General features: G+C 37.9%; 19 protein-coding genes. 17 read left to right on the top strand and 2 right to left on the bottom strand.

The window, feature by feature from the left end; genetic code table 11:
- Nucleotides 1-10: 10 nt before the first annotated feature.
- Entirely contained in the window at nucleotides 11-1393 is a 1383-nt protein-coding gene (locus QME58_09950) for a S46 family peptidase (protein ID MDI6804154.1), read from the bottom strand.
- A 138-nt stretch (nucleotides 1394-1531) separates the two neighbouring features.
- Between QME58_09950 and QME58_09955 the strand changes: the two genes are divergently transcribed.
- The 17 genes from QME58_09955 to QME58_10035 all read left to right on the top strand — a co-directional run bounded on the left by QME58_09955 (nucleotide 1532) and on the right by QME58_10035 (nucleotide 21910).
- Complete coding sequence (locus QME58_09955; protein ID MDI6804155.1) at nucleotides 1532-3070, top strand: dicarboxylate/amino acid:cation symporter; 1539 nt, start codon at nucleotides 1532-1534, stop codon at nucleotides 3068-3070.
- A 134-nt stretch (nucleotides 3071-3204) separates the two neighbouring features.
- Nucleotides 3205-4032, top strand: a complete 828-nt coding sequence (gene kdsA / locus QME58_09960) for a 3-deoxy-8-phosphooctulonate synthase (GenBank protein MDI6804156.1) — start codon at nucleotides 3205-3207, stop codon at nucleotides 4030-4032.
- A gap of 7 nt (nucleotides 4033-4039) precedes the next feature.
- Nucleotides 4040-4570 (top strand): HAD-IIIA family hydrolase, encoded by a 531-nt coding sequence (locus QME58_09965; protein ID MDI6804157.1) that lies wholly within the window; start codon nucleotides 4040-4042, stop codon nucleotides 4568-4570.
- The gene (locus QME58_09970) at nucleotides 4548-5534 is read left to right on the top strand and encodes a KpsF/GutQ family sugar-phosphate isomerase (protein MDI6804158.1); all 987 of its coding nucleotides are present in this window, start codon (nucleotides 4548-4550) and stop codon (nucleotides 5532-5534) included. Before QME58_09965 ends, QME58_09970 begins: the two co-directional genes overlap by 23 nt.
- Entirely contained in the window at nucleotides 5531-6076 is a 546-nt protein-coding gene (gene lptC / locus QME58_09975) for an LPS export ABC transporter periplasmic protein LptC (protein ID MDI6804159.1), read from the top strand. Before QME58_09970 ends, lptC begins: the two co-directional genes overlap by 4 nt.
- Complete coding sequence (locus tag QME58_09980; protein ID MDI6804160.1) at nucleotides 6076-7392, top strand: OstA-like protein; 1317 nt, start codon at nucleotides 6076-6078, stop codon at nucleotides 7390-7392. Before lptC ends, QME58_09980 begins: the two co-directional genes overlap by 1 nt.
- Nucleotides 7389-8126, top strand: a complete 738-nt coding sequence (lptB, locus tag QME58_09985) for an LPS export ABC transporter ATP-binding protein (GenBank protein ID MDI6804161.1) — start codon at nucleotides 7389-7391, stop codon at nucleotides 8124-8126. Before QME58_09980 ends, lptB begins: the two co-directional genes overlap by 4 nt.
- Nucleotides 8127-8203: 77 nt before the next feature.
- On the top strand, nucleotides 8204-8341 hold the full coding sequence (locus tag QME58_09990; protein MDI6804162.1) for a hypothetical protein: 138 nt from the start codon (nucleotides 8204-8206) through the stop codon (nucleotides 8339-8341).
- Nucleotides 8341-8529 carry a hypothetical protein gene (locus QME58_09995; GenBank protein ID MDI6804163.1) on the top strand — a complete coding sequence of 63 codons (189 nt, stop codon included), beginning with the start codon at nucleotides 8341-8343 and terminating at the stop codon, nucleotides 8527-8529. The genes QME58_09990 and QME58_09995 overlap by 1 nt, the downstream gene beginning before the upstream one ends.
- Nucleotides 8516-10888 (top strand): DUF5686 family protein, encoded by a 2373-nt coding sequence (locus QME58_10000; GenBank protein MDI6804164.1) that lies wholly within the window; start codon nucleotides 8516-8518, stop codon nucleotides 10886-10888. The genes QME58_09995 and QME58_10000 overlap by 14 nt, the downstream gene beginning before the upstream one ends.
- A 29-nt stretch (nucleotides 10889-10917) precedes the next feature.
- The gene (rmuC, locus tag QME58_10005) at nucleotides 10918-12288 is read left to right on the top strand and encodes a DNA recombination protein RmuC (GenBank protein ID MDI6804165.1); all 1371 of its coding nucleotides are present in this window, start codon (nucleotides 10918-10920) and stop codon (nucleotides 12286-12288) included.
- Nucleotides 12289-12501: 213 nt separating this feature from the next.
- Nucleotides 12502-14505: a peptidylprolyl isomerase gene (locus tag QME58_10010; GenBank protein ID MDI6804166.1), complete on the top strand. Its 2004-nt coding sequence runs from the start codon at nucleotides 12502-12504 to the stop codon at nucleotides 14503-14505.
- The gene (locus tag QME58_10015) at nucleotides 14502-15341 is read left to right on the top strand and encodes a peptidylprolyl isomerase (GenBank protein ID MDI6804167.1); all 840 of its coding nucleotides are present in this window, start codon (nucleotides 14502-14504) and stop codon (nucleotides 15339-15341) included. The genes QME58_10010 and QME58_10015 overlap by 4 nt, the downstream gene beginning before the upstream one ends.
- A complete protein-coding gene (locus QME58_10020) occupies nucleotides 15328-16620 on the top strand; it encodes a peptidylprolyl isomerase (GenBank protein ID MDI6804168.1) in 1293 nt (430 codons plus the stop codon). The genes QME58_10015 and QME58_10020 overlap by 14 nt, the downstream gene beginning before the upstream one ends.
- 10 nt (nucleotides 16621-16630) lie before the next feature.
- Nucleotides 16631-17644 (top strand): MoxR family ATPase, encoded by a 1014-nt coding sequence (locus tag QME58_10025; GenBank protein MDI6804169.1) that lies wholly within the window; start codon nucleotides 16631-16633, stop codon nucleotides 17642-17644.
- A gap of 5 nt (nucleotides 17645-17649) precedes the next feature.
- Nucleotides 17650-19722, top strand: a complete 2073-nt coding sequence (locus tag QME58_10030; GenBank protein ID MDI6804170.1) for a S8 family serine peptidase — start codon at nucleotides 17650-17652, stop codon at nucleotides 19720-19722.
- Nucleotides 19723-19729: 7 nt separating this feature from the next.
- Nucleotides 19730-21910: a vWA domain-containing protein gene (locus QME58_10035; protein ID MDI6804171.1), complete on the top strand. Its 2181-nt coding sequence runs from the start codon at nucleotides 19730-19732 to the stop codon at nucleotides 21908-21910.
- Nucleotides 21911-21942: 32 nt separating this feature from the next.
- On the opposite strand, the gene rpsT is transcribed toward QME58_10035, so the two are convergent.
- A complete protein-coding gene (gene rpsT / locus QME58_10040) occupies nucleotides 21943-22197 on the bottom strand; it encodes a 30S ribosomal protein S20 (GenBank protein MDI6804172.1) in 255 nt (84 codons plus the stop codon).
- Nucleotides 22198-22526 lie beyond the last annotated feature (329 nt).

The raw sequence follows: 22526 nt of genomic DNA on the forward strand, positions 1-22526 counted from the left end.
ACTTGCATGCTCAAGGAGATATAAAATGACCCACTCGAGTACGCGAAGACCCATTTTTATAAACAACATCAAAAAAAGTTTTGATTGGTGCACGGTCGGCATCTGTGCGGGGAATTATTTTACCGAGAGAGTCTTTTGCAGGAACGGCGGTAAAACTCATTAATCGTTGTGCAAGCCGGTATAAGTCGGTTGATAGTAGGTTCATTAACATCATCCGCTTTTTATTGTATTGCAACATATCGTTAATCAGTTTGTCGATTTCCGAAAGGGTGCTGCCATATTTACTTTTCAGTTCAGGATTTGAATTGATGAATTTCAAAAATTCAGCTTCTTCGGTTTCTTTCATTTGTGTGAGTTTGATTCTTTTCATTCCCTCTAAAACACCCAACGAGTTCTTGTAAGTATTTTCTAAACCACGGACTCTGTTTGCATACTTCAACTCGATTGCCCGATCCTTTTGACCCCACCTGTTTATAATCTCGATTCTTGTTTTGAATAAATCGAGAGTCGTAGGCAGGGCTTCCTCGAATGCAACTTTGATATCCGCCGCAGTTCGGTATCGGAATGTTCTTCCCGGGAATCCCATAATCATCTGATACGATCCATCATTAAAACCCTGTGTTGAAATTGGGAAGAAATGTTTTGGTTTATAAGGGACATTATCTTTAGAAAATTTTACAGTTTTTCCTTCGGGCGAAATATAAGCTCTCAAGAAAGAAAAGTCGCCGGTATGGCGGGGCCAAATCCAGTTATCAATTTCGCCGCCGTAGTTGCCGATTGAGTTTGGTGGTGCATAAACTAACCGGATATCTTTGATTATTTCAAAAGTGAACAAATAATATTTCACACCGGTGTAAACATCGGTTGCGCGGCATTCAAAATCGGAATTACCTTTTTCGCGTTTTTCAATTTCGCGGAGTTTAGCATTTATCGCTTTTTGCCTGTCGGTAGCAGTCATATCCTCTTTTATTTCTGAAAGCACTTCGTCTGTAATATCCTTCATCGATACAACTACCTGTGCAGTCATATTGTCTATCTGAATTTCCTCTTCGTACTTATTTGCCAAGAATCCGTCCTTAAGCCGGTCTTCCATCACAGAACTCACAGATACAATAGCCCCATAAGCCACGTGATGATTTGTAAGAATTAAACCATTGGTCGAAACAAACGAACCGGTTCCGCCACCTAACGATACAACCGCATCTTTCAAACTTGTTCCGTTTGGATTATAGATCTGCTGAGGGGTTAACTCAAGTCCGGTTTTCTTCATCTCATTTAGTGGAAGTTTGTTAATGGCATCTAACATCCACATTCCCTCATCAAGAACTGCATTAGCAGTTGTGCTTAAAAATAATGCGAAAATTAAACTTAATAAATAGATTTTTGATTTCATCGTGATATTCTTGTGTTAATTTGTATAAAATTGTGAATAAAGATGCGAAAAAATGTTGAGAGATGCAAAAATTATTGTAACTTACCCCTTTTTTTTGTATTTTTTCAACGAAATTCTTAAACAATTAAACGGATGATTATGTCTTTTTTCTCGAAGTTGTGGAATCTTAAATTACACCATAAAATTTTACTTGGGCTGCTGCTTGGTGCCATCTTTGGTGCAACCTTGAACGTCAGCATATATGAACTTGAGATTATTCACAAGGAGAAAGAGAAAGAAAAATCAACAATTGTTAATAATTGGGAAAAAATCGAATTCGCCGACGTGCATTTGCGTGTGGTGTTACAAACTTTTGGGAAGGAAGACCAGTTAAAACTTCTGAACAACTTCCAGATTCTAGATAAATCCGCTAAAGCAAATTTACTTATTCTTGTTACGTTCAAAACTACGGATCAAAACGGAGCAGTTATTACGACTCGGAAGCATTTCGAGAACATAAAGAAGATTGAAAAAGTAAAAACAATCCCTCTATATATAAAGCCGGTCGGTACAATCTTTATTCGGCTGTTGATGTTTATTGCTATACCTTTGGTGCTTGCATCTTTAATTGTGGGTGCATCGAGTTTGGGAAACATTAGGACCGTTGGGAAAATCGGTGCGAAAATGATCTCGATTTATTTTGTTCTCATTGCAATTGCGATAACGATTGGATTGACACTTGCAAATGTTATCAGACCCGGCGATAGACTCTCGGAAGATGCACGCGAAAAACTGTTAGTCGAATTTGCCCCCAACATTCAAGCCAAGATTCAGGAATCGGTAGAACTTAATGTAATCAACACAATAATTAGTATTGTTCCCACAAATCCGATTTCGGCTTTAGCAAATGCCGAGATGCTGCAGATTGTCTTCTTTGCTTTGATTGTTGGAATCACACTCACAGCAATCCGAAAAGAAAAATCGGAACCTATAATAAGATTCTTTGACGGTTTCAGCGATATGATGATTAAGATGGTTGATTTCGTAATGAAAATTGCACCTTTCGGAGTTTTTGCTCTTATAGCAGCAACGGTCAGCGAATTCGGTTTCGATATTTTGCAAACACTTTTCTGGTATGCAGCAACTCTCATCATCGGATTGTTGGTTCATCAATTTATTGTTTTGGGTTCAATGGTGAAGATTTTTGCGGGCATCAATCCGATAAAATTTTTCAAAGGCATTCGTGAAGTAATGTTGATTGCATTTACATCCAGTTCGAGTGCAGCAACACTTCCGGTAAATATGGAAAAGTGCGAACAAAATTTAGGCGTTCCGAAAAAAATTACAAGTTTTGTTTTACCGTTAGGTGCAACTATAAATATGGATGGAACATCAATGTATCAGGCTGTTGCGGCAGTGTTCATAGCTCAGGTTTATGGTATCGAATTGCACATAACAGAACAATTAATTATTTTACTTACAGCATTACTTGCATCAATCGGTACGGCTCCGGTTCCGGGTGTAGGAATTATTATGCTGATAATTGTTTTGAGATCGGTGAATATTCCGGAAGAAGGAATTGCATTGATACTTGGAGTAGATAGATTTTTAGATATGTGTCGGACGGTAGTAAATGTTTCGGGCGATGCGGCAGTAGCAACGATAATTGCAAAATCTGAAGGTGTGCTTAAAAAATAGTTTTTGTAACTATTAAAAAACAAAAATAATATGCCACAGATTCACAGATGAAACTTATGAAATATTCAGAAAAGGAATAGCCGTTACAAAAAGAGTAATTCTATAATCTGTGAATCAGTGGCAATTAAATATTTATGATAAAACTTAGAAATATAAAAATTGGAAATGGCAACCCGCTTGTATTAATAGCGGGTCCTTGCGTTGTTGAAAACAGAAATATGATTTTCAAAACCGCAGAACGGATTCAAAAGCTCACCGATAAATATGGTATCCCGTTTATTTTCAAATCCTCGTACAAGAAAGCAAACCGCACAAGCGGTAATTCTTTTTCTACAATTGGGATGAATGAGGCGCTGAAAATTTTATCCGACGTTAAAGAAAAATTCGGCGTTCCTATTCTCACCGATGTTCATACTGAAAACGAAGTGAACGAAGCAGCCGAAGTTGCTGATATTTTGCAAATTCCTGCTTTTCTGTGCAGGCAAACTGAGCTGCTTCAAACTGCCGGTAAAACAGGAAAAATCATTAATATCAAAAAAGGACAGTTCATCGCACCTGAAGATATGGCGCATCAGGCAAAAAAAGTTGAAGAAGTTGGCAACAAAAAAATAATGTTAACCGAACGCGGCTCGACTTTTGGCTACAATAATTTGGTGGTCGATATGCGTTCGCTCCAAATTATGAGAAAGTTAGGCTACCCTGTTGTTTTAGATGCAACTCATTCGGTTCAATTGCCGGGTGCAGGTAAAGGCGAAACATCGGGCCGCCCCGAATTTATTTTCCCGATTGCCCGTGCTGGTGTTGCTGTGGGTATCGATGCTTTGTTCATCGAAACTCATCCTGACCCTAAAAAAGCGCTTAGCGATGCAGCAAGTCAACTCAAACTCGATTTACTTGAAGAACTTTTAAAGCAAGTAATCGAGATTGATAAATTAGTTAAAAACAAATTGAAACTCGGATAGAACAAATATGAATAAAACAACTCTTAACAAAAAGCTAAAAAATATTAAACTGATTCTATTCGACGTAGATGGAGTATTAACCGACGGGAAAATAATTTTAGATTCCGACGGGAAAGAATACAAAAATTTTCATGCACACGATGGGTTCGGAATTGTAAAGGCAAAACAAGCCGGTATAAAAATTGGTTTAATCAGCGGCAGGACTTCTGATATCGTGGATAAGCGTGCTTTCAAATTAGGTATAGATATCGTCCTACAGGGGATTGACGATAAATTAGAAGCATTTCAAAATCTGAAAAAAGAGAATAATTTTTCGGAAAAAGAAACCGCCTACATTGGCGATGATGAGTTCGATATTCCGCTTCTAAAAGCTGTCGCTTTCAGCGCAGCACCGGCAAATGCCATTAACGCTGTAAAAAAATCGGTGGACTATGTAACTAAAACCGACGGAGGGAACGGCGCCGCCCGCGAAATCATAGATATGATTTTAAATGTAAAAAATTCTAAAAAAAAAAATGACAACAAATCAGATAATTGAAAAAGCAAAAAATGTTATCCGCATCGAAGCCGAAGCGGTTTTAAAATTAGAATCGCGCATCGATAATAATTTTATTCAGGCGGTTGAAACTATTTACAACTCGAAGGGACGAATAATTGTAACGGGTATGGGTAAATCGGGTATCATCGCCCGGAAAATTGTTGCCACTATGAATTCAACGGGAACGCCTGCAATTTTTTTACATCCCTCCGATGCTGTTCACGGTGATTTGGGGATTGTGCGTAAAGATGATGTAGTAGTTTGCATTTCAAAAAGCGGCAATACAAACGAAATCCAACAACTTATACCGATGTTCAAACGTATCGGGGTTTCTATTATTTCGCTTCTTGGAAACATGGATTCTAAGTTAGCCGAGTTATCCGATGTTGTTCTTGATACAAGTGTAAAAGAGGAAGCTTGCCCTTTCGACCTTGCACCTACAGCTTCAACGACAGCAACCCTTGCATTCGGCGATGCACTTGCGATAGCCCTACTCGAAAAGCGAAACTTCACACTCGAAGAATTTGCCCTCTACCATCCAGGTGGTATTCTCGGAAAAAATCTGATTCTCAAAGTCGAAGAAATTATGATTTCGGGTAACGGTGTGCCGAATGTCAAATATAATTGTTCAATAAGAGATGTAATATTGGAAATTACATCTAAACGGTTAGGCGCAACTTGTGTGGTTGACGACACTGGTGTTTTAGTCGGAATAATAACCGACGGCGACTTGCGGCGTATGCTTTCTCGCACAACCGAATTTGTGAATCTGGCAGCTGAAACTATAATGACCAAAAATCCCAAAACTATAAAACAAAATACTTTAGCAGCGGTTGCACTCAATGAAATGGAATCGTATAACATAACGCAGCTGATTGTAATTGATTCTGAAAAGAAACCAATCGGTATGCTACACTTGCACGACCTTGTAAAAACCGGATTAAGACCTGAGGCGGATGAGTGAAATTTTTTTTCAAAATATTACTCGCTACCGTTTTGTGTTCATTGATCTTTTCGGGTTGTGAAGAAAAAATTAAACCTTCGGTTACAAGCACGAAATTAAGCGGTAACCCTCCTTCACAAGAAAGCTGGAACTCGCGCATTAATTTTACTCAATCAGGGAAATTAGTTGCAATTGTAACTGCCGGGCATTTAACAGTTTACGACGATAGAAAACAAACACATTTAGATGAAAAAATTAAAGTCGATTTCTACGATGAAGCAGGAAAACAAACTACCGAACTCACTGCTGAACAGGGAATTGTAAACGATCTAACACGCGACCTGGAAGCAATCGGTAACGTAATAGTTATTTCTGATGAGGGAACTACTTTAAGAACCGAGCAATTATCGTGGACGAATTCAACACAAAAAATACATACCGATGCTTATGTTGAGATCGATTCCCCTAAAGAAAAAATTCGAGGACACGGTTTAGAATCCGACCAACATCTGAAGAATTACAAAATATTGAAAGTTACAGGACAATCTGCTAAAATCGAGTGATGAAAAATTTTTCTCTTAAATACATTCCGTTTGTTTTGTGTTTCATCTCTACAAATTTATTTTCTCAACAGGACGATAAAATAATCATACTTAATCACGCCGATAGTTTAGTCGGGAGAGAAATCAATGGTGAAAGTATTCGTGAGCTTATCGGTAATGTTCAGTTTTCGCAAGGGAATGTTGTTGTCAATTGCGACAAAGCTGTGCAATATTTTAAAACAAACGAAGTTGTGTTAACCGGAAATGTGCGGGTTCAGGACGATACATTGGTACTAAATGGTAAACGGGGAATTTACAACAGCAACGATAAAACTGCCGAGGCTTTTGAGGGAGTTTATTTAGAAGAAGGAACACGAAAACTGAATGCTGATTATGGGAAATATTTCATCAGAGAACGTAGAGTGCTTTTCCGTAACAACGTTATTGTGCAAGATACCGGCTCAACTCTGTTGTGCAACGAATTATTTTATTTCAGAGACGAAAAACGGACGATAGCAAGAAAGAATGTGATTATTTCAGATATTAATAACGATGTGAAAACTTACAGCAATTACTTTGAAAATTTGGGCGATTACAGTTTTCTTTTGGATCAACCGCGGATAGTTCAAATTGATACAACCGATGAAGGTACTTTGGATACACTCACAATCGTCAGCAACGAAATGTATTCGTATCAGGATAGTCTCTCTCGTTTTATTGCTATCGGAAAAGTAATTATGAGACGGGGTGATGTGTCGGCTGAGTGCGGAAACTCTGTTTATTATTCGGATGCCGATAGTATTATTCTGCGTGATAAACCTTTTGTTTGGTACGAGAAAACGCAGGTGAGTGGCGATTCGATTTTCATAAAACTCACTGAACGCAAACTCGAAAAAATTATTGTTCGTGGAAATGCTTTCGCAATTTCTTTAAGTGATACAAACTTACAGAATCGTTTCGATCAAATGAGCGGCGAAACAATTACGATGATTTTTTTTGAAGGGAAAATTTATAACATACTTGTGGATGTAACTGCCACAAGCCTGTATTATCTTTACGAAACTGAAACTTCGGTTGCCGACACTACAGTAACAGTTCAAAAACCGAATGGAATAAATATAACTTCAGGCGATCAGATCACGATACTTTTTGAAGATAAAAAAGTTGAAGCTATAAAAATTTTAAGCGGAGTTGAGGGGAAATACTACCCCGAAAATTTAGTACAAGACAAAGAGAGCGAATATAATTTAGCGGGTTTCAATTGGCGTGAAAGTAAACCGGCAATTCCACAAAATCCATTCTTACAAAATAAATCAACACTCGGATTAGATAAATGAACAATCAAATTCTTTTCTCAGAAGGTTTGTATAAAAAATACAAAAAGCGGTTCGTCGTAAAAAACGTAAATATCGAAGTTAAACAAGGGGAAGTTGTCGGTTTACTCGGTCCTAACGGCGCCGGCAAAACCACGACTTTTTATATGATCGTCGGAATGATTAAACCGAACGATGGTAAAGTTTTTTTAAACAACACTGAAATTACAAAATTTGCAATGTATAAACGCGCACGGCTCGGTATAGGTTACCTGCCGCAGGAAGCTTCTGTGTTCCGCAAACTCTCGGTTTATGATAATATTATGGCAGTTCTACAGATGATGAAATTAGCACAGCGTGAACGCGAGGAATGGTGCAATAGACTGTTGGAAGATTTTGGTATTTCTCACATCGCAAAAAGCAAAGGATATATGTTGTCGGGGGGAGAAAGAAGACGAGTCGAAATTGCACGCACATTAGCCACGAACCCGAAATTTATTTTACTCGACGAGCCATTCGCAGGTATCGACCCGATAGCAGTTGAAGAGATAATGAAAATTGTACACGATTTAAAAAACAGAGACATCGGAGTTTTAGTAACCGACCACAACGTGCACGAAACACTTTCGATAACAGATAGATCGTATTTAATGTTTGAAGGCGAAATTCTGAAATCAGGAACGGCTGAATATTTAGCAAACGATGAAGAGGCAAAACGATTGTATTTAGGTGAAAAGTTTAAGTTGGATAGGTATTGAAAACGATAAAAGTATTTTATATATTCAATAAAGAGAGTAAATAATGGATGCCTTAATAATAAAAGCTGAATCGAAAAATGATTTTGAAATTAATTTCAGACCTTGCCAAAAAATTAGGCAACAAGGTTTTCTTAATTCGCGAAAAACTGATGGAAAAAATAAAAACTAACCAAAACGTCAGCCGTAGGGCAATCATGAAAAAACTGAAAAAGTAATGTTCATTATATTTGATAAAGCATTTTTCAAAAGTATCGAAGAAGTAAACAACAAGATAGTAAAGCAACGAATCGGGAAAATAATTATCGAAATCGAACAAACCAACACCATCCTTTATATAAAAAATGTAAAAAAGCTAACTGGCTTTCAAAAGATTTCTACAGGAGGTATCCTTGAGTGCGATTAAAATTGAAAGCGACCAAAAAGATTGTATAAAAGCAAAGTGGAGAATTGGCATTACTGTTTTATTTTTATCTATTTTTCTCACAGGTATTCTATACCCTCAACACATTTTCACATTCAGTGGAAAAGTAACCGATTCTGAATCAGCTCAACCCATTCCAGCAGCAAGTGTGCGAATCGAAGGTACTTCAAAAGGAACCATCACGAATACAAACGGTTATTTCCAACTCTCATTACCAACAGGTGAGTATCGATTAATCTTCAGCCACGTCGGTTATAAGACAGATTCAGACAGAATAAATCTCAACGCCGATTTGATTAAAAACATCTCTCTGAAAGCAGTTCAAATTCAGATGCCCGAAATGATTATCATTGCAGAAGACCCCGCCATCGAGATAATACGGAAAGCAATTGCCAACAAGCGAATGTGGATGGATAAATTAAATTCTTACGAGATTCAAGCATTTACACGTCAGCTGTTTTATAGAGATACAACTATAGCCAGTATTACTGAATCATACTCGACAGGATACTGGCAAAAAGGCGATACACTTCGTGAAATCATAAAACAAAAAAGGCAAACCGAGAACATTCCCTCATCGAACAACTTCGCCGCCGTTTGGGGAATTACAAACTTCAACGACGACGAAATCAGAAGCGCCGGTTATACTTTCATCGGTCCTACAGCTAGGGGTGCACTCGATTACTATGATTACAAGCTGCTGCGGACTTACGGAAAAAGTGGTTACGAAATCTACGAGATAAATGTTATCCCGAAATCACGCCTTCAACCCCTTTTCCAGGGTATAATAACCATCGCCGACTACACGTTTGCGGTGATGGGTGTCGATTTACAACCTAACGAAGTATTCAATATCCCTTTTGTCACCGATTTAAAATTAAACTATCGTCAAAAGTTCTCACTCTATGATGACGAATTCTGGATGCCAACCGACATCAGAATTGTGGGCGGTGCAAAAATCAGCTTCGCCGGCTTTACGTTCCCGAAATTGACCTTCGAGCAAACATCGGTAATTACCGATTATAAAATTAACGCTGTTATTCCTGATACGATATTCAAGAAGCCTCGATTAACAACCGATTCCAGCGCAGTGGTTTATGACTCAATTTTCTGGAAGCAGAGCGAAGTTCTTCCACTCACAGAAACAGAACAAGCTGCTTATGATTCGCTCGACAGCACAAAAACTTTAGCTGTTCAATTCCGTCCGGGTGGAGCTTCAATGACTCTTTTTGCTGATAGCGGTAATGTATTATCTTATTTGAAATATGTAGATGCCCGCTTTAACAGGGTTGAAGGATTTTTCTTCGGTGGAAAATATCAACTCGATTCAGTAACCAACTCTACCGCCATAAACGCTGCGGCAGGTTATGGTTTCTCCGATAATATTTTCAAAATGAATTTTGGAGGTACACGATTCTTCGATGCTAAAAGAAATTATGGGGTTGGTTTTGAAGTTTATCGTAAACTCGATAATTCTCCCGATGGAAATTTTTATCATCCGCTGCTAAATTCGTTCACCTCACTTATCGGTAGAAACGATTACCGCGATTATTTCCTAGCTTCGGGTTGGCGCGCATTTTCCGTTCTCAAACCAATTAATAATTTAAAAATCGAAATTGGTTTCAACAGCGAGTGGCACAAATCCCTTTTCGTGAATTCCGATTTTGGTTTCATCACGCTTGGAAATAATTTCCGCAACAACCCACCAATTATAGATGGAAAAATCAGATCATTCACATTTCGATCGAGAATTGGTCAAGAACCTGTGTTTCTTAATCTCATACCGATAGACGCAGTGGAGATAGCAATTGAACGCACAGCTCCCAATGTTTTAAAAAGTAATTTGGATTTTACAAGTTATTTATTTTCAACTACTTACAACTTTAGAACGTTTTTACAGAGCCACCTATTTTCGCCGGTGATGCGGCTTGCATTTTCTGCAGGAAGTTCCAGTGGAAAGCTGCCGCCACAAAAATTATTTACACTTGATTCACGCCTCAGCGGAATAGCTCCGTTCGGAGTTTTAAAAACAGCTGGTGTAAAAGAGTTTGTCGGCGACAAATTTATTTTATTTAACGTTGAACATAATTTTAGAAGCATTCCATTCCTCGCATTGGGTATCCCGTTTTTTTATAAACGCAACACTGAGTTAATTCTGTACGGATCGGTTGCACAAACCTGGCTGGACCAAAAATCTGTTACGAACGGTTGGTATTACGAAGCCGGGATCGGTATAGGAAAAATTTTGGATATTATCCGTTTGGATTTGACTTACAGATTTCCGAGAGATAGAAAAAGCGGAAGATTGTTTTTTACTGTAGGTACAAGTCAGTTGTTTTAATTTAACCATTTAAACTCCGGAAGAGATATATGATTGAAATATTACTAATAATTATTATCGCAATACTTTTATTAAACTCTTTCTTCATTTTGAGAGCTTCGAAGAAAGACGATAATAAAATTATTGAAGAATTAAAGTTTGCATTCGACAACCTTGAAAAAGGTTTGAATAAACTTGAATCGTCTTCAAAAGATGAGTTTTCTCGAAACCGGGAAGAATTCAACAAAAACTCAAAGGAGACACGTGAGGAATTAACAAACTCGTTTAGAACTTTTGGAGATTCAATTTCAAATAGGATGAGTGAGATAGCCATCTTACAAAAGAATCAGCTTGATACTTTTTCGAACCAGTTAACATCGTTAACCAAAACGATAGAAGAAAAAATCGAGAGGATGACTCAAGCGAATGAACAACGGCTTGATAAGATGAGAGAAACGATTGAGAGCAAACTGAAAACGATTCAAGAAGATAACTCGCAGCAGCTCGAAAAAATGCGACAAACGGTTGACGAGAAACTCCATAAAACTTTGGAACAAAGATTGGGGGAATCGTTTAAGATTGTTAGCGAACGATTGGAACTTGTTCACAAAGGTTTGGGCGAGATGCAAAATTTAGCTATTGGTGTAGGCGATTTGAAAAAAGTATTATCGAATGTTAAAACCCGTGGAACATTAGGAGAAGTTCAGTTAGAAAATATTTTAGACCAGATTCTATCACCCGAACAGTACGCAAAGAACGTTGCAACAAAATTAGGCAGCCGCGATCATGTTGAATTTGCCATAAAACTTCCCGGCAGAGATGATACAGGAAAAATTGTCTATCTTCCGATTGATTCAAAATTTCCAATTGAAAATTATTACACTTTGGTGGATGCCTACGAAAAAGGGAACACATCCACTATTGAAGAAGCTGCCAAACTATTAGATGCAAATATAAAAAAATCGGCTAAAGACATTCACGATAAATATATTGACCCGCCGAACACTACTGATTTTGGTATATTGTTCCTACCGTTCGAAGGACTTTATGCTGAAGTATTACGACGAACAAGTTTAGTTGAAATTCTGCAACGTGATTTCAAGATCATTATAACAGGTCCCACAACATTAGCGGCTTTACTAAACAGCTTGCAAATGGGTTTCAGGACACTCGTAATTGAGAAACGTACGAGTGAAGTTTGGAATATTTTAGGCGCCGTGAAAACTGAATTCGAAAAATTCGGAGATGTCCTGAAAAAAGCACAAGATAAAATTCATCAGGCAAGTACCGAGATTGACGATTTGGTCGGTGTGCGCACACGGCAAATCCAAAAGAAACTTAAAACTATACAAGAAATGCCATCACAGGAAATCTTGAGTATTGCAGACGGGAATTCAGAAGACGACAAGGAAGAATCATAATTATTCTCTTCTTCGCATCCGGTTTCGGTTTTCTTCCTTTATTTTTTCATATTCTGCATCATCTCGGAACGGTCTTCCGATTTGTTTCTCATTCTGCAAACGGGAAACCAGGTTGTTTATTTGTGCTTTGAAATCTTAAAAAAAATTGTTATAATTAAGCACTTTAGTAATCAAATTACCTCATATATTTAATGTAAAGAAAGGATCAGTAACATGTTTCAAACCCGTCTTTTTCTCTTTTTATTTTTTCTGCTTTTATTAATAGGCTGTAGTCCGAAAACCAGCGAACTTGTTGTTGCTAAATTTGGCGATAACGTATTAAAACTTGGTGAATACGAAAAGTTTTATTCACGTAATGTTGGAGGTCTCGATGCTGCCAAAAAAGCAACTCAACAGGAACGAGAAGATTTCTTGAATCTCCTGATGAAATATAAATTGAAGCTGCAAGATGCTACAGACAAAAATTTATTAGCCGACCCGGAAATAGTACAAGAACTTAACGAATATAGAACAAGTCTTGCATCTACTTTCATGCTTGAGAAAGAACTTGTTGAACCATCGCTAAAAAAATTATACAAACGGACAACAGAGGAAATTCGGGCAAGTCATATTTTGTTCAGAGTCGATATGACCAGTTTGCCGGAGGATACTTTGAAAGCTTATACAAAAGCTATGGAGATAATAGACCGCGTAAATAAAGGAGAAGATTTTGGTAAACTTGCATTTGAATTTTCCGAAGACCCGTCGGCGAAAGAAAATTCCGGCGACTTATATTATTTTTCAAGCGGGCAATTAGTACCTGAATTCGAGGATGCGGTTTATGGAATGAAGATCGGAGAAATTTCTCAGAAGCCCGTTCGAACTGCATTCGGTTATCACATTATCAAGGAAACTGATCGGCAACCGGCAAAGGGGAGTATTCGCATTCGGCACATAATGGCTCGTTTCAATTCACAGCAACCTGACTCTGCCGATTCTTCATCAGCTTATGCACGAATTGTTGAAGTGCTTGATAGTTTAAAGTCGGGATCCGATTTTCATGCTCTCGCTGTATCAAAGTCGGAAGACGGGGGGAGTTCGATTAACGGCGGCGACCTCGGATTTTTTCAACGTCGAAGATGGGTGCAACCTTTTGATGAAGCTGCTTTTAAATTAAAAGCCGGTGAGATATCGAACATCGTCCGAACACCTTATGGTTTCCACATTCTAAAATGTGAAGAACTGAAACCGTTGCAAACTTTCGAAGAAATGAAACCCGAAATTCAACGAACTTTCCAATCGCAACGGTATAATGATGCGTATAACGATTATATTGCAAACCTGAAGAAAACTTTCAAATTTTTTATAGATGAAAATGTGACAAATCTCTTCGTGAGCGAATTAGATTCAACAAACACTACAAGCGATAGTGCCTGGGATGCAACTGTAACCGACGATGTCAAAAAAATGATTCTAATCAAAGTTGGTACACAAAGTTTAAATATCGATACGGTAATTAATATGTTAACCGACAGGCAAGATTTCCGTGATACTCAGTTAAAAAAGCACGACTTAATGAAACGTTTCGAACGGATCGGCGATTTGGCCTTACTCGCTGAAAATTCTAAAAATCTCGAAACCCGCTTCCCTGATTTCAGAAGTCTGATGCAAGAATATCAGGATGGTGTTGTTCTTTATAAAGCCGAACAGTTGGAAGTTTGGAATAAATTAAATATCTCGGATACTTTGATTCACGAATTTTTCAATAATAACCGCGAGAGGTTTAAATTCACGGATCGAGTTGACTATAGTGAAATATATGCAACTTCGGATAGTGTAGCAGCCGAAATTATGAATAAACTACGAACGGGTGAATCTTTCGAAAAATTAGCTGATCAATATAACGAGGAACCAGAGCTAATAGCTAATAAAGGTGAGCACGGTTTAAAGAGCATCGAAGAAGATGAATTCGCTAAGATGTGTTGGGATATGGAGATAGGTTGGATTTCGCAACCAATAATTACTGAAGATGGTGGATACAGCATTATCAAAGTAAACTTGAAAGAACCTTCGCGCTTTAAAACTTTCGAGGAAGCCGGCGTCGAGGTATCGAACGCATTTCAAGAATATCAACAGAAACGTTTAGAGACTGAATGGTTAGAAAAAATCAAAACGAAATATCCGGTTCAATTATTTCCGGAACAATTGCAAAAAGCTTTTACTGATCCTGCAAAATGAATATCAGATTTTTTTTAATATTAACTTTTCTATTAGTTGCGGGCGGTTGTCAGAATAACGATCAGCCGCCCGATTATATTGCACGTGTCGGGGATTCGTTTCTCTCACAGTCCGATATAATTGAGAATGTCGGTTCGGTATCCGATACTTCGAATTTGCAGGTTCGTATTTTTGTAAATAAATGGATTGAAAACGAAATGCTGTTTCAAGAAGCTTCAAAAGAAGGGCTTGCCGGATCAAAAGAAATTGAACGGCAGGTTGCTGAAGTCCGCAAGCAGTTGGCAATTCAATCGCTTATAGAAAATAAAATCTACAACGATAGTGCAGAATTCAATGAAGAAAAACTGCGCGATTATTATTCAAAACACTCGGATGAATTTGTACTTCGCGAAGATGTAGTTCGATTAAATATTGCTTCATTCACCGATCGACAATATGCAACCGAATTCCGCAATCTGATTCTGAAAAACAAACAGTGGACCGATGCGTTGGAATCTTTTCAGACCTCCGATACAAAAGCATCATCAATACACTCAGAAATCTCCGGTGCCTTGTTTACACAACTCACAGTTTATCCTGCCGAGTTGTGGAAAGTTATTCAAAACCTTTCTACAAAAGATGTCTCATTTCCGATTAAGAGCGGCGACCTGTTTTACGTTGTACAAATAATAGAAAAATATCCGCAAGGTTCAAAAGCTGAATTGGCTTTAGTTAGAAACGAGATAGTCCAGAGGTTAATTACTCAGGAACGTCGCTCCAAATATGATAGCTTGATTAATTCGTTACGAAAAAAATATGACATTGAACTCAAAATAACAAAAAATGAAAAAAATTAAAACGATAGCGATAACTTCATTTATCCTTCTGCTTACATTAATTATGGTTTATTCAACGTATGCTCAGAAAAAGACGTTGGACAGGATAGTGGCTGTGATTGGGAAAGAAATTGTACTCGAGTCCGATTTGCAGCAACAGATAGAATTTTATGTAATGAACAACAGAATTGACCCTGAAACTCCCGGTCTAAAAAATCAGGTTTTAGATATGTTGATGAACGAAAAACTAATTGTTGCGAAAGCTATCGACGATACGAATGTTGTAGTTACAGAAGATGAGGTTACTCAACAGCTTGATGCTCTTCTACAGCAAAATATACAGCAAGTCGGTTCAGAACAAAAATTAGAAGAAATATACGGTATGCCTCTCAGCAAAATAAGAAGAGAATTTCGTGATGAGATGCGCAAGAAGCTTCTCGCTCAACGAATGCAGCAGTTCCGTTTTGCGAACATAAGCGTCAGCCGGAGAGAAACTGAGCTTTTTTTTGAAGCATTCCGCGATAGTTTACCTGATGTTGAGGAAGAGGTTGAACTGTATCATATCTTGAAAATACCATCTAAAAGCGCTGAGGTTTTGGGTAATGTAAAAACATTAGCTGGAAAAATTTTAGACAGTATAAAAGCCGGCGGTGATTTTGCAGATTTTGCAATGCGCTATTCAGAGGACAAAGGATCAGCCCTCGCCGGTGGCGATTTGGGATTCACGCGACGCGGACAATTTGTGAAAGAATTTGAAGAAGCTGCCTACGCTTTGAAAGAAGGACAAATTTCGGGGCTTGTCGAATCTACTTTCGGAATTCATATAATTCAGTTGATTGAACGGCGTGGCGAGAACATTCATGCGAGGCATATTTTATTCAAAGTTGAAGCCGACGAAAAATCGGATGTCGCTGCTGTTGAGCTACTCAACAAAATAGCCGATAGTGTACGCGCGGGCGCTAACTTTTCGGAATTTGCTAAACGCTATTCGGACGATTCCGAATCAGCTTCTATTGGCGGTTTTATCGGACGTGTTCCCCTCGACGAGTTGAGTAAAGACTTTCTTGATTCTGTCGCTGAATTAAATGAGGGCGAAATCAGCCAACCCTTGTTGGTAAAAACAGGAACTTCAGGAGGTTTTCAGATAGTCTATTTAAAGAAGAGAATTCCGGCACATAAAATTTCGTTATCTACCGATTGGCAAAAAATCGAAATCTACGCCTCTAACTTTAAAAGGAATAATGAATTCCAAAAATGGATTCAGGATTTGAGAAAAGAAATATTCTGGCAAGTACGCTGAAAATAAATTTATGAAAGAAAAATTAGTGAACAGGGATTTAACAAAATTAGACGATGTAGAAGCAGTAAAACTTTTACAAGAAAATTTTAAATCTATCAGGAAGGAGATAGGAAAGGTAATTATCGGTCAGGATGAAATTATCGAGCAGCTCTTGATTTCACTTCTTGCTCGCGGACACTGTTTGTTGGTAGGCGTTCCAGGTCTTGCTAAAACCTTGTTAATAAAAACTCTTGCCCAAGTTCTCGATTTAAAATTCAGTCGCATTCAGTTCACACCCGATTTGATGCCGAGCGATATAACCGGCACTGAAATTTTAGAAGAAAATATTACTACTGGTACCAAGTCGTTTAAATTTATTAAAGGTCCTATCTTTGCAAATATCATTCTTGCAGACGAAATTAACCGAACTCCTCCTAAAACACAGGCGGCTCTTTTGGAAGCTATGCAGGAACATCATGTAACTGCCGCCGGCGAAAAATATATTTTAGAAGAACCATTTTTTGTTTTAGCAACTCAAAACCCGATAGAACAGGAGGGAACTTATCCGCTTCCGGAAGCCCAACTCGACAGGTTCATGTTCAATTTGTGGCTTGATTATCCTTCACGCACAGAAGAAATCGAGATCGTGAAATCGACTACAAGTTTATATTCATCCCATTTAAAACAAATATTAAATGGCGAGGAGATTTCATTCTTTCAGGATTTAATCCGCCGCGTTCCGGTTTCTGATAATGTTGTTGAGTTTGCGGTTGATTTAGTTGCCCGGACACGCCCGAACGGAAAAGGAACTCCTGAGTTTATTAAAAACTGGTTAAGCTGGGGAGCGGGTCCGCGTGCATCTCAATATTTAATTTTAGGCGCAAAAACAAAATCTATTCTCGAAGGGAGGCACACACCTGATATCGATGATGTCCGGAAAATGGCCGGACCTGTGCTGCGTCATCGCATCGTTCCCAATTTCAACGCCGAAGCCGACAATGTTAGTCCAATTCAAATCGTCGAAAAATTATTATCGGCTGTTTAACTTTTATGATTACAAAAAAATATTTTCTGGCAATCATTATTTTATCGATAGCATTCTCTCTCGTTTTGCTATCTCAGGAAAATCAGAAGTATTGGATTTATTTTAAAGATAAGGGAAAATATTCACAACAAACAGGAATTTTACAAAAGGGGGCAAAAGCTTACTCATTAGCTACTCAGCAAATAACTGAAAGTGCATTAAAGCGGCGTGCGAAAGTTCTACCTGTGGATCAGTTAGTAGATTATCAGGATTTACCGCTTAATGAATCATACATAAAATCGATTCAACAAACAGGTGGCATACTCCAACAAAAAGTAAGGTGGATGAATGCTGCAAGTTTTTTCCTCTCCACCGATCAAATAATTCAAATACAAAATTTACCATTCGTTGAAGCAGTAAAACCTGTTGCTCGTTTTTATAGAAAAGATTTAATAAATACGAGGGAAGGCGTTAATAGTTCGTTCCAAAAAACTTTAGGTTATGATTACGGCTTATCTTGGGCACAATATGCGGCGGTAAAAATTCCGGAGGTTCATGAACTTGGAATAAACGGAGAAGGCGTTCTAGTTGGGATGTTAGATACAGGATTTCGTTGGCGCCTACACGAATCGCTTAAAAATACAAACGTAATTGCCGAACGCGACTTCATCAATAATGACGACACAACAGCAAATCAAACCGGCGATCCAAACGAACAGGATTTGCACGGAACTTTGACAATGTCCATTGTCGGTTCATATATGCCGGGTAAAGTTATCGGTCCTGCTTTTAAATCCGATTTTATACTTGCTAAAACAGAATATGTTCCTACTGAAACACAAATCGAAGAGGACTGGTGGGCGGCGGGAATCGAATGGATGGAAAGCCGTGGTGCCGATGTAGTAAGCAGTTCACTTGGTTACAACATATTTGATAATGGACAAGGATACAGATGGGAAAACGGTGATTTTGATGGCAAAACCGGCGTAACAACTAAAGCTGCTACACGTGCAGCACGGCTTGGAGTTGTGGTTGTAACTGCAATGGGTAACGAATCTAACGGTAACGGTGTACGAGGCACATTAATGTGTCCGGCTGATGCCGATAGTATTTTATCTGTCGGAGCAATTACGATTGCAGGAAATTTGGCAACTTTTAGCTCGACAGGACCAACCAATGATGGACGAGTGAAACCCGATGTAGTAGCTCCGGGCGTAAGTGTTTATAGCGGAGTAATTCCCGGTCCGTCAACTTATGGTTACTCACAAGGGACATCTGCATCAACTCCAATCACGGCTGGTGTTGCTGCTCTGTTATTGTCAGCTCGGCCCGAGCTTACACCAGTTCAAGTTCGCGAAGCTCTTCGCAATACAGCAGATCGTGTAGAAGTTTCCCGATTCCCGACTCATCCAAATAATTTTGTTGGATGGGGAAGAGTGAACGCACTAAAAGCTATCTACTACCCGAGCATACATAAGAGTCTGAACAATTACTATTATATTGCAAATTATGTTGGTAAGGCAGGCGGTATATTGGGCGATTCTGTTTACTTGGTGTTTTCATACAATATGGTTTCATACGATACTTTGAAGATGGATAAATATTTTGGGTCATTATATAGTTCTAACGGAACGTATCGTATTTTTTTACCGAGTATATCTGTTGGTGCAAAAGTTAGTTTTTATATCATTGCGGTAGATTCGACTAATCAACTCATCCGATTTCCACAGGATAGTTCAAAAGCATATTTGTTTACATATGGAAGCACACAAATTACTCTCGATACTTTAAAACAACCTCAATTACCTACTAAATTTGAATTGACTCAAAACTATCCGAATCCTTTTCCTACTCCTTTTAATCCCGGTACAACAATTCGTTTTGATTCTCCAAACAGTTGTGAAGGAACAATTATCATCTATAATTTATTAGGCGAAAAAGTTTTGTTATTACACAATGGATTGATTCGAGAAGGAATAAATTATTTCTACTGGAACACTCAAAATCATCAGGGTGTGAACGTCCCAAGCGGAGTTTATTTTTACCAAATCCGGACGAACTCATTTATCGCCGACCGCAAGATGGTTCTTATAAGATGATATTTTTATGTTTATAGGTTTTATTTCTATAACATTAGGAGGAAGTTGGTTATTATTTTTCTTTCTCGGATTGATATTTATTTTTCTTGCAGTTTTATTTTATAAATACACCATCCCGCCATTATCTACATTAAAAAAATTATTCTTATCAGTTGTTCGTTCAATTGTCTTAACGTTGCTTCTGTTTGTTATTTTTGAACCTATCATCAGTTTTATCAACATCGAAACGAAACAACCGACAGTTGCCGTTCTTATCGATAATTCACAAAGCATAACAGTTTCTGAGAAATCAGCACAACAAATTACCGAACTCAGCAAAATGCTTGATTCTAAAACAATAGTGAATAATTTAAAAGGAACAGAAGTAACTTATTATACCTTTTCATCGGGGGCGAAAAAGTTAAAAGAATATTTTTCAGGTGCAGTAGATTATTCAGGCGAAGTAACTGATATCGCAGCAGCATTAAAGAGTTTGAAGGAAGATACTAAAAATGAAAATCTGCAAGCGGTAGTGCTTATTTCGGACGGAAATTATAACCAAGGAAAAAACCCTGTTTATTTGGCTGAAGGTCTGAATGTTCCTGTTTATACAATTGGCATCGGTGATACTTCGGAACAACGGGATGTGTTGGTAGCTGATGTTCAAACGAATAATATTGCTTATGCACAAACAAGGATTCCGGTTGACGTTACTGTTAAATGGTCGGCTTGCAGCGGTGAAAATGCTGAAGTCGTTCTCTCTGAGGGTAAAAACATTCTCGATAAGAAAACGATAAACCTTAGCAGAGATGGTGCGGAGACCCGGATTCGTATGTTTTTTGAAGCTGAGGAAGAAGGAACAAAAAAAATTACAGTTAGTGTCTCTAATATCACCGGTGAGCTTACCGAAAAAAATAATTACAAATCGGTTTTTATAAAAGTATTAAAGAGTAAACTGAAAGTTCTGATTCTTGGCGGCTCGCCTTCCGCCGATATAACCGCAGTAAAACAAGCTCTCTCCGAAGATCAGCATATTGAATCTCTTTCCTTTACACAAAAGAAAATTGGAGAATTTTATACAGATGGTAGGGAGAAAACGTTTTCACAAAGTAGCCTTGATTCGGCTGATTGTATCGTGATGATTAATTATCCAACTATTATTACATCGAAAGAGATAATAGAACAGATCAAAAAAACTATCGGAGACCAACGGAAATCAATCTTCTTTATTAACGCTAAGGATGTGGATTATACGAAATTGCGATTGATTGAGGAATTCCTCCCCTTTGTCTGGTCGAATGTTAATAGCAACGAACTTTTAGTGTTTGCAGAAATACACGAAAAAAATAAAAACCATCCTTTGCTGAATATTGAAACCGCTGCTACCTATGAAGGATGGAGCCAAATGCCGCCGGTTTTCAAAACTCAAACTCAATTCAGGTCCAAAATTGAATCCGATATATTAGCAACTATAAAAATACAAAACATTCAAATTGATGAACCACTGATATTAACTCGAAATATCAATCGGTATAAGTCGGCTGCTATAACAGGTTATGGGCTATGGCGGTGGCGTCTTCTCGCACAGGGCAATTCACAAACCGAGCGTTTGTATGCTTCGTTTCTAACTAACATAATCAAGTGGCTAACTACAAAAGAAGATGAAAAGAAAGTACGAGTTGTGCCGGTGAAGGAAGTGTTCGCTACAACCGACCCAATTGAATTTACAGCTCAGGTATATGATGATCAATACCGGCAGTTGGATGATGCAGAAGTAAATGTTACTCTTGAGTCCGAGAAAGAACAGACAAAAATAATTTTAGAATCTGTTGGAAATGGAAGGTACGAAGGGGCTTTCATAAATCTCCCGGAAGGCGATTATGTTTATTCTGCAAACGCAGTAACTAAAGGTAGAGTAGCGGGTGAAGATAGAGGAAAATTTTCTGTCGGTAAAATGAACATCGAGTATCTTGATACGAAGTTGAATAAACAATTGCTTGATCAGGTCGCTTTCAAAACCGGAGGAATGTATGTAGATATCGAGAATGCTGATAAAATTATTAAAGCACTATCATCAAAAAAATATGAGCAACAAGAGATAACAACTATTACAAAAGTACAAATATGGAATTGGGAATATATTGCTTTGTTGATAGTTATTTTATTTTCGATAGAATGGTTTATTCGAAAAAGGAATGGAATGCTTTAAGGCAAAAGCCTCTGATGACTCAGAGGCTTTTTTTATTTCATTTTGTTGACAGCCTTAGTTAATGCTGATTTTTGGTTAGCCGCTTTATTTTTATGGATAACATTTTTAGCAGCTAATTGGTCTAATAGCTTTGAAGTTTTTTTCAAAACTTCGGCAGCTTTAGTTTTATCTTGCTCGTCCTGAACGCTCTTGATAGCTGTTTTCATCTTCGATAAATTAGCTTTATTTTGCAAACGTCGCTTTTCTGCTTGGCGTGCCTGCTTCTGCGCAGATGCATGTCGTATCATTAAAACTCCTAAATTTTAGTAAAATTGCTGAATTATTCGGCATTAAGATACTTAAAAGTAACCTGAAAAACAAATTACACTTTCTACGCAATGATAAAAACGATCGAGCTCGTTCGCAGGATTACTCAGACAGTCGTTTGAAAGATGATTTGTTAGTTTATTAGAACAGGTTGCTTATTTAAAAATCCTTGGTGTTGTTAGTGTAGGCTGGTGTCGCTACACATCCGATTTTCCGATAAAATTATTTCCACAACTCATATTATATCAACAAGTTACGGAAAAGTGTGAGAGGAGGACGTAAAATATTTTTTCTTAAAATTTTTACAAAA

Source organism: Bacteroidota bacterium (genome assembly GCA_030017895.1).
Taxonomy (GTDB): Bacteria; Bacteroidota; Ignavibacteria; order UBA10030; family BY39; genus JASEGV01.

Bases quoted from the DNA above. Each gene is read 5' to 3' on its own strand.
- QME58_09955 (MDI6804155.1), top strand. From the start codon at position 1,532: ATGTCTTTTTTCTCGAAGTTGTGGAATCTTAAATTACACCATAAAATT.
- lptB (MDI6804161.1), top strand. From the start codon at position 7,389: ATGAACAATCAAATTCTTTTCTCAGAAGGTTTGTATAAAAAATACAAA.
- kdsA (MDI6804156.1), top strand. From the start codon at position 3,205: ATGATAAAACTTAGAAATATAAAAATTGGAAATGGCAACCCGCTTGTA.
- QME58_10010 (MDI6804166.1), top strand. From the start codon at position 12,502: ATGTTTCAAACCCGTCTTTTTCTCTTTTTATTTTTTCTGCTTTTATTA.
- QME58_10020 (MDI6804168.1), top strand. From the start codon at position 15,328: ATGAAAAAAATTAAAACGATAGCGATAACTTCATTTATCCTTCTGCTT.
- QME58_09980 (MDI6804160.1), top strand. From the start codon at position 6,076: ATGAAAAATTTTTCTCTTAAATACATTCCGTTTGTTTTGTGTTTCATC.
- rmuC (MDI6804165.1), top strand. From the start codon at position 10,918: ATGATTGAAATATTACTAATAATTATTATCGCAATACTTTTATTAAAC.
- QME58_09970 (MDI6804158.1), top strand. From the start codon at position 4,548: ATGACAACAAATCAGATAATTGAAAAAGCAAAAAATGTTATCCGCATC.
- QME58_09965 (MDI6804157.1), top strand. From the start codon at position 4,040: ATGAATAAAACAACTCTTAACAAAAAGCTAAAAAATATTAAACTGATT.
- QME58_09995 (MDI6804163.1), top strand. From the start codon at position 8,341: ATGTTCATTATATTTGATAAAGCATTTTTCAAAAGTATCGAAGAAGTA.
- QME58_09950 (MDI6804154.1), bottom strand. From the start codon at position 1,393: ATGAAATCAAAAATCTATTTATTAAGTTTAATTTTCGCATTATTTTTA.
- QME58_10025 (MDI6804169.1), top strand. From the start codon at position 16,631: ATGAAAGAAAAATTAGTGAACAGGGATTTAACAAAATTAGACGATGTA.
- QME58_10035 (MDI6804171.1), top strand. From the start codon at position 19,730: ATGTTTATAGGTTTTATTTCTATAACATTAGGAGGAAGTTGGTTATTA.
- rpsT (MDI6804172.1), bottom strand. From the start codon at position 22,197: ATGATACGACATGCATCTGCGCAGAAGCAGGCACGCCAAGCAGAAAAG.
- QME58_09990 (MDI6804162.1), top strand. From the start codon at position 8,204: ATGATTTTGAAATTAATTTCAGACCTTGCCAAAAAATTAGGCAACAAG.
- QME58_10030 (MDI6804170.1), top strand. From the start codon at position 17,650: ATGATTACAAAAAAATATTTTCTGGCAATCATTATTTTATCGATAGCA.
- QME58_10015 (MDI6804167.1), top strand. From the start codon at position 14,502: ATGAATATCAGATTTTTTTTAATATTAACTTTTCTATTAGTTGCGGGC.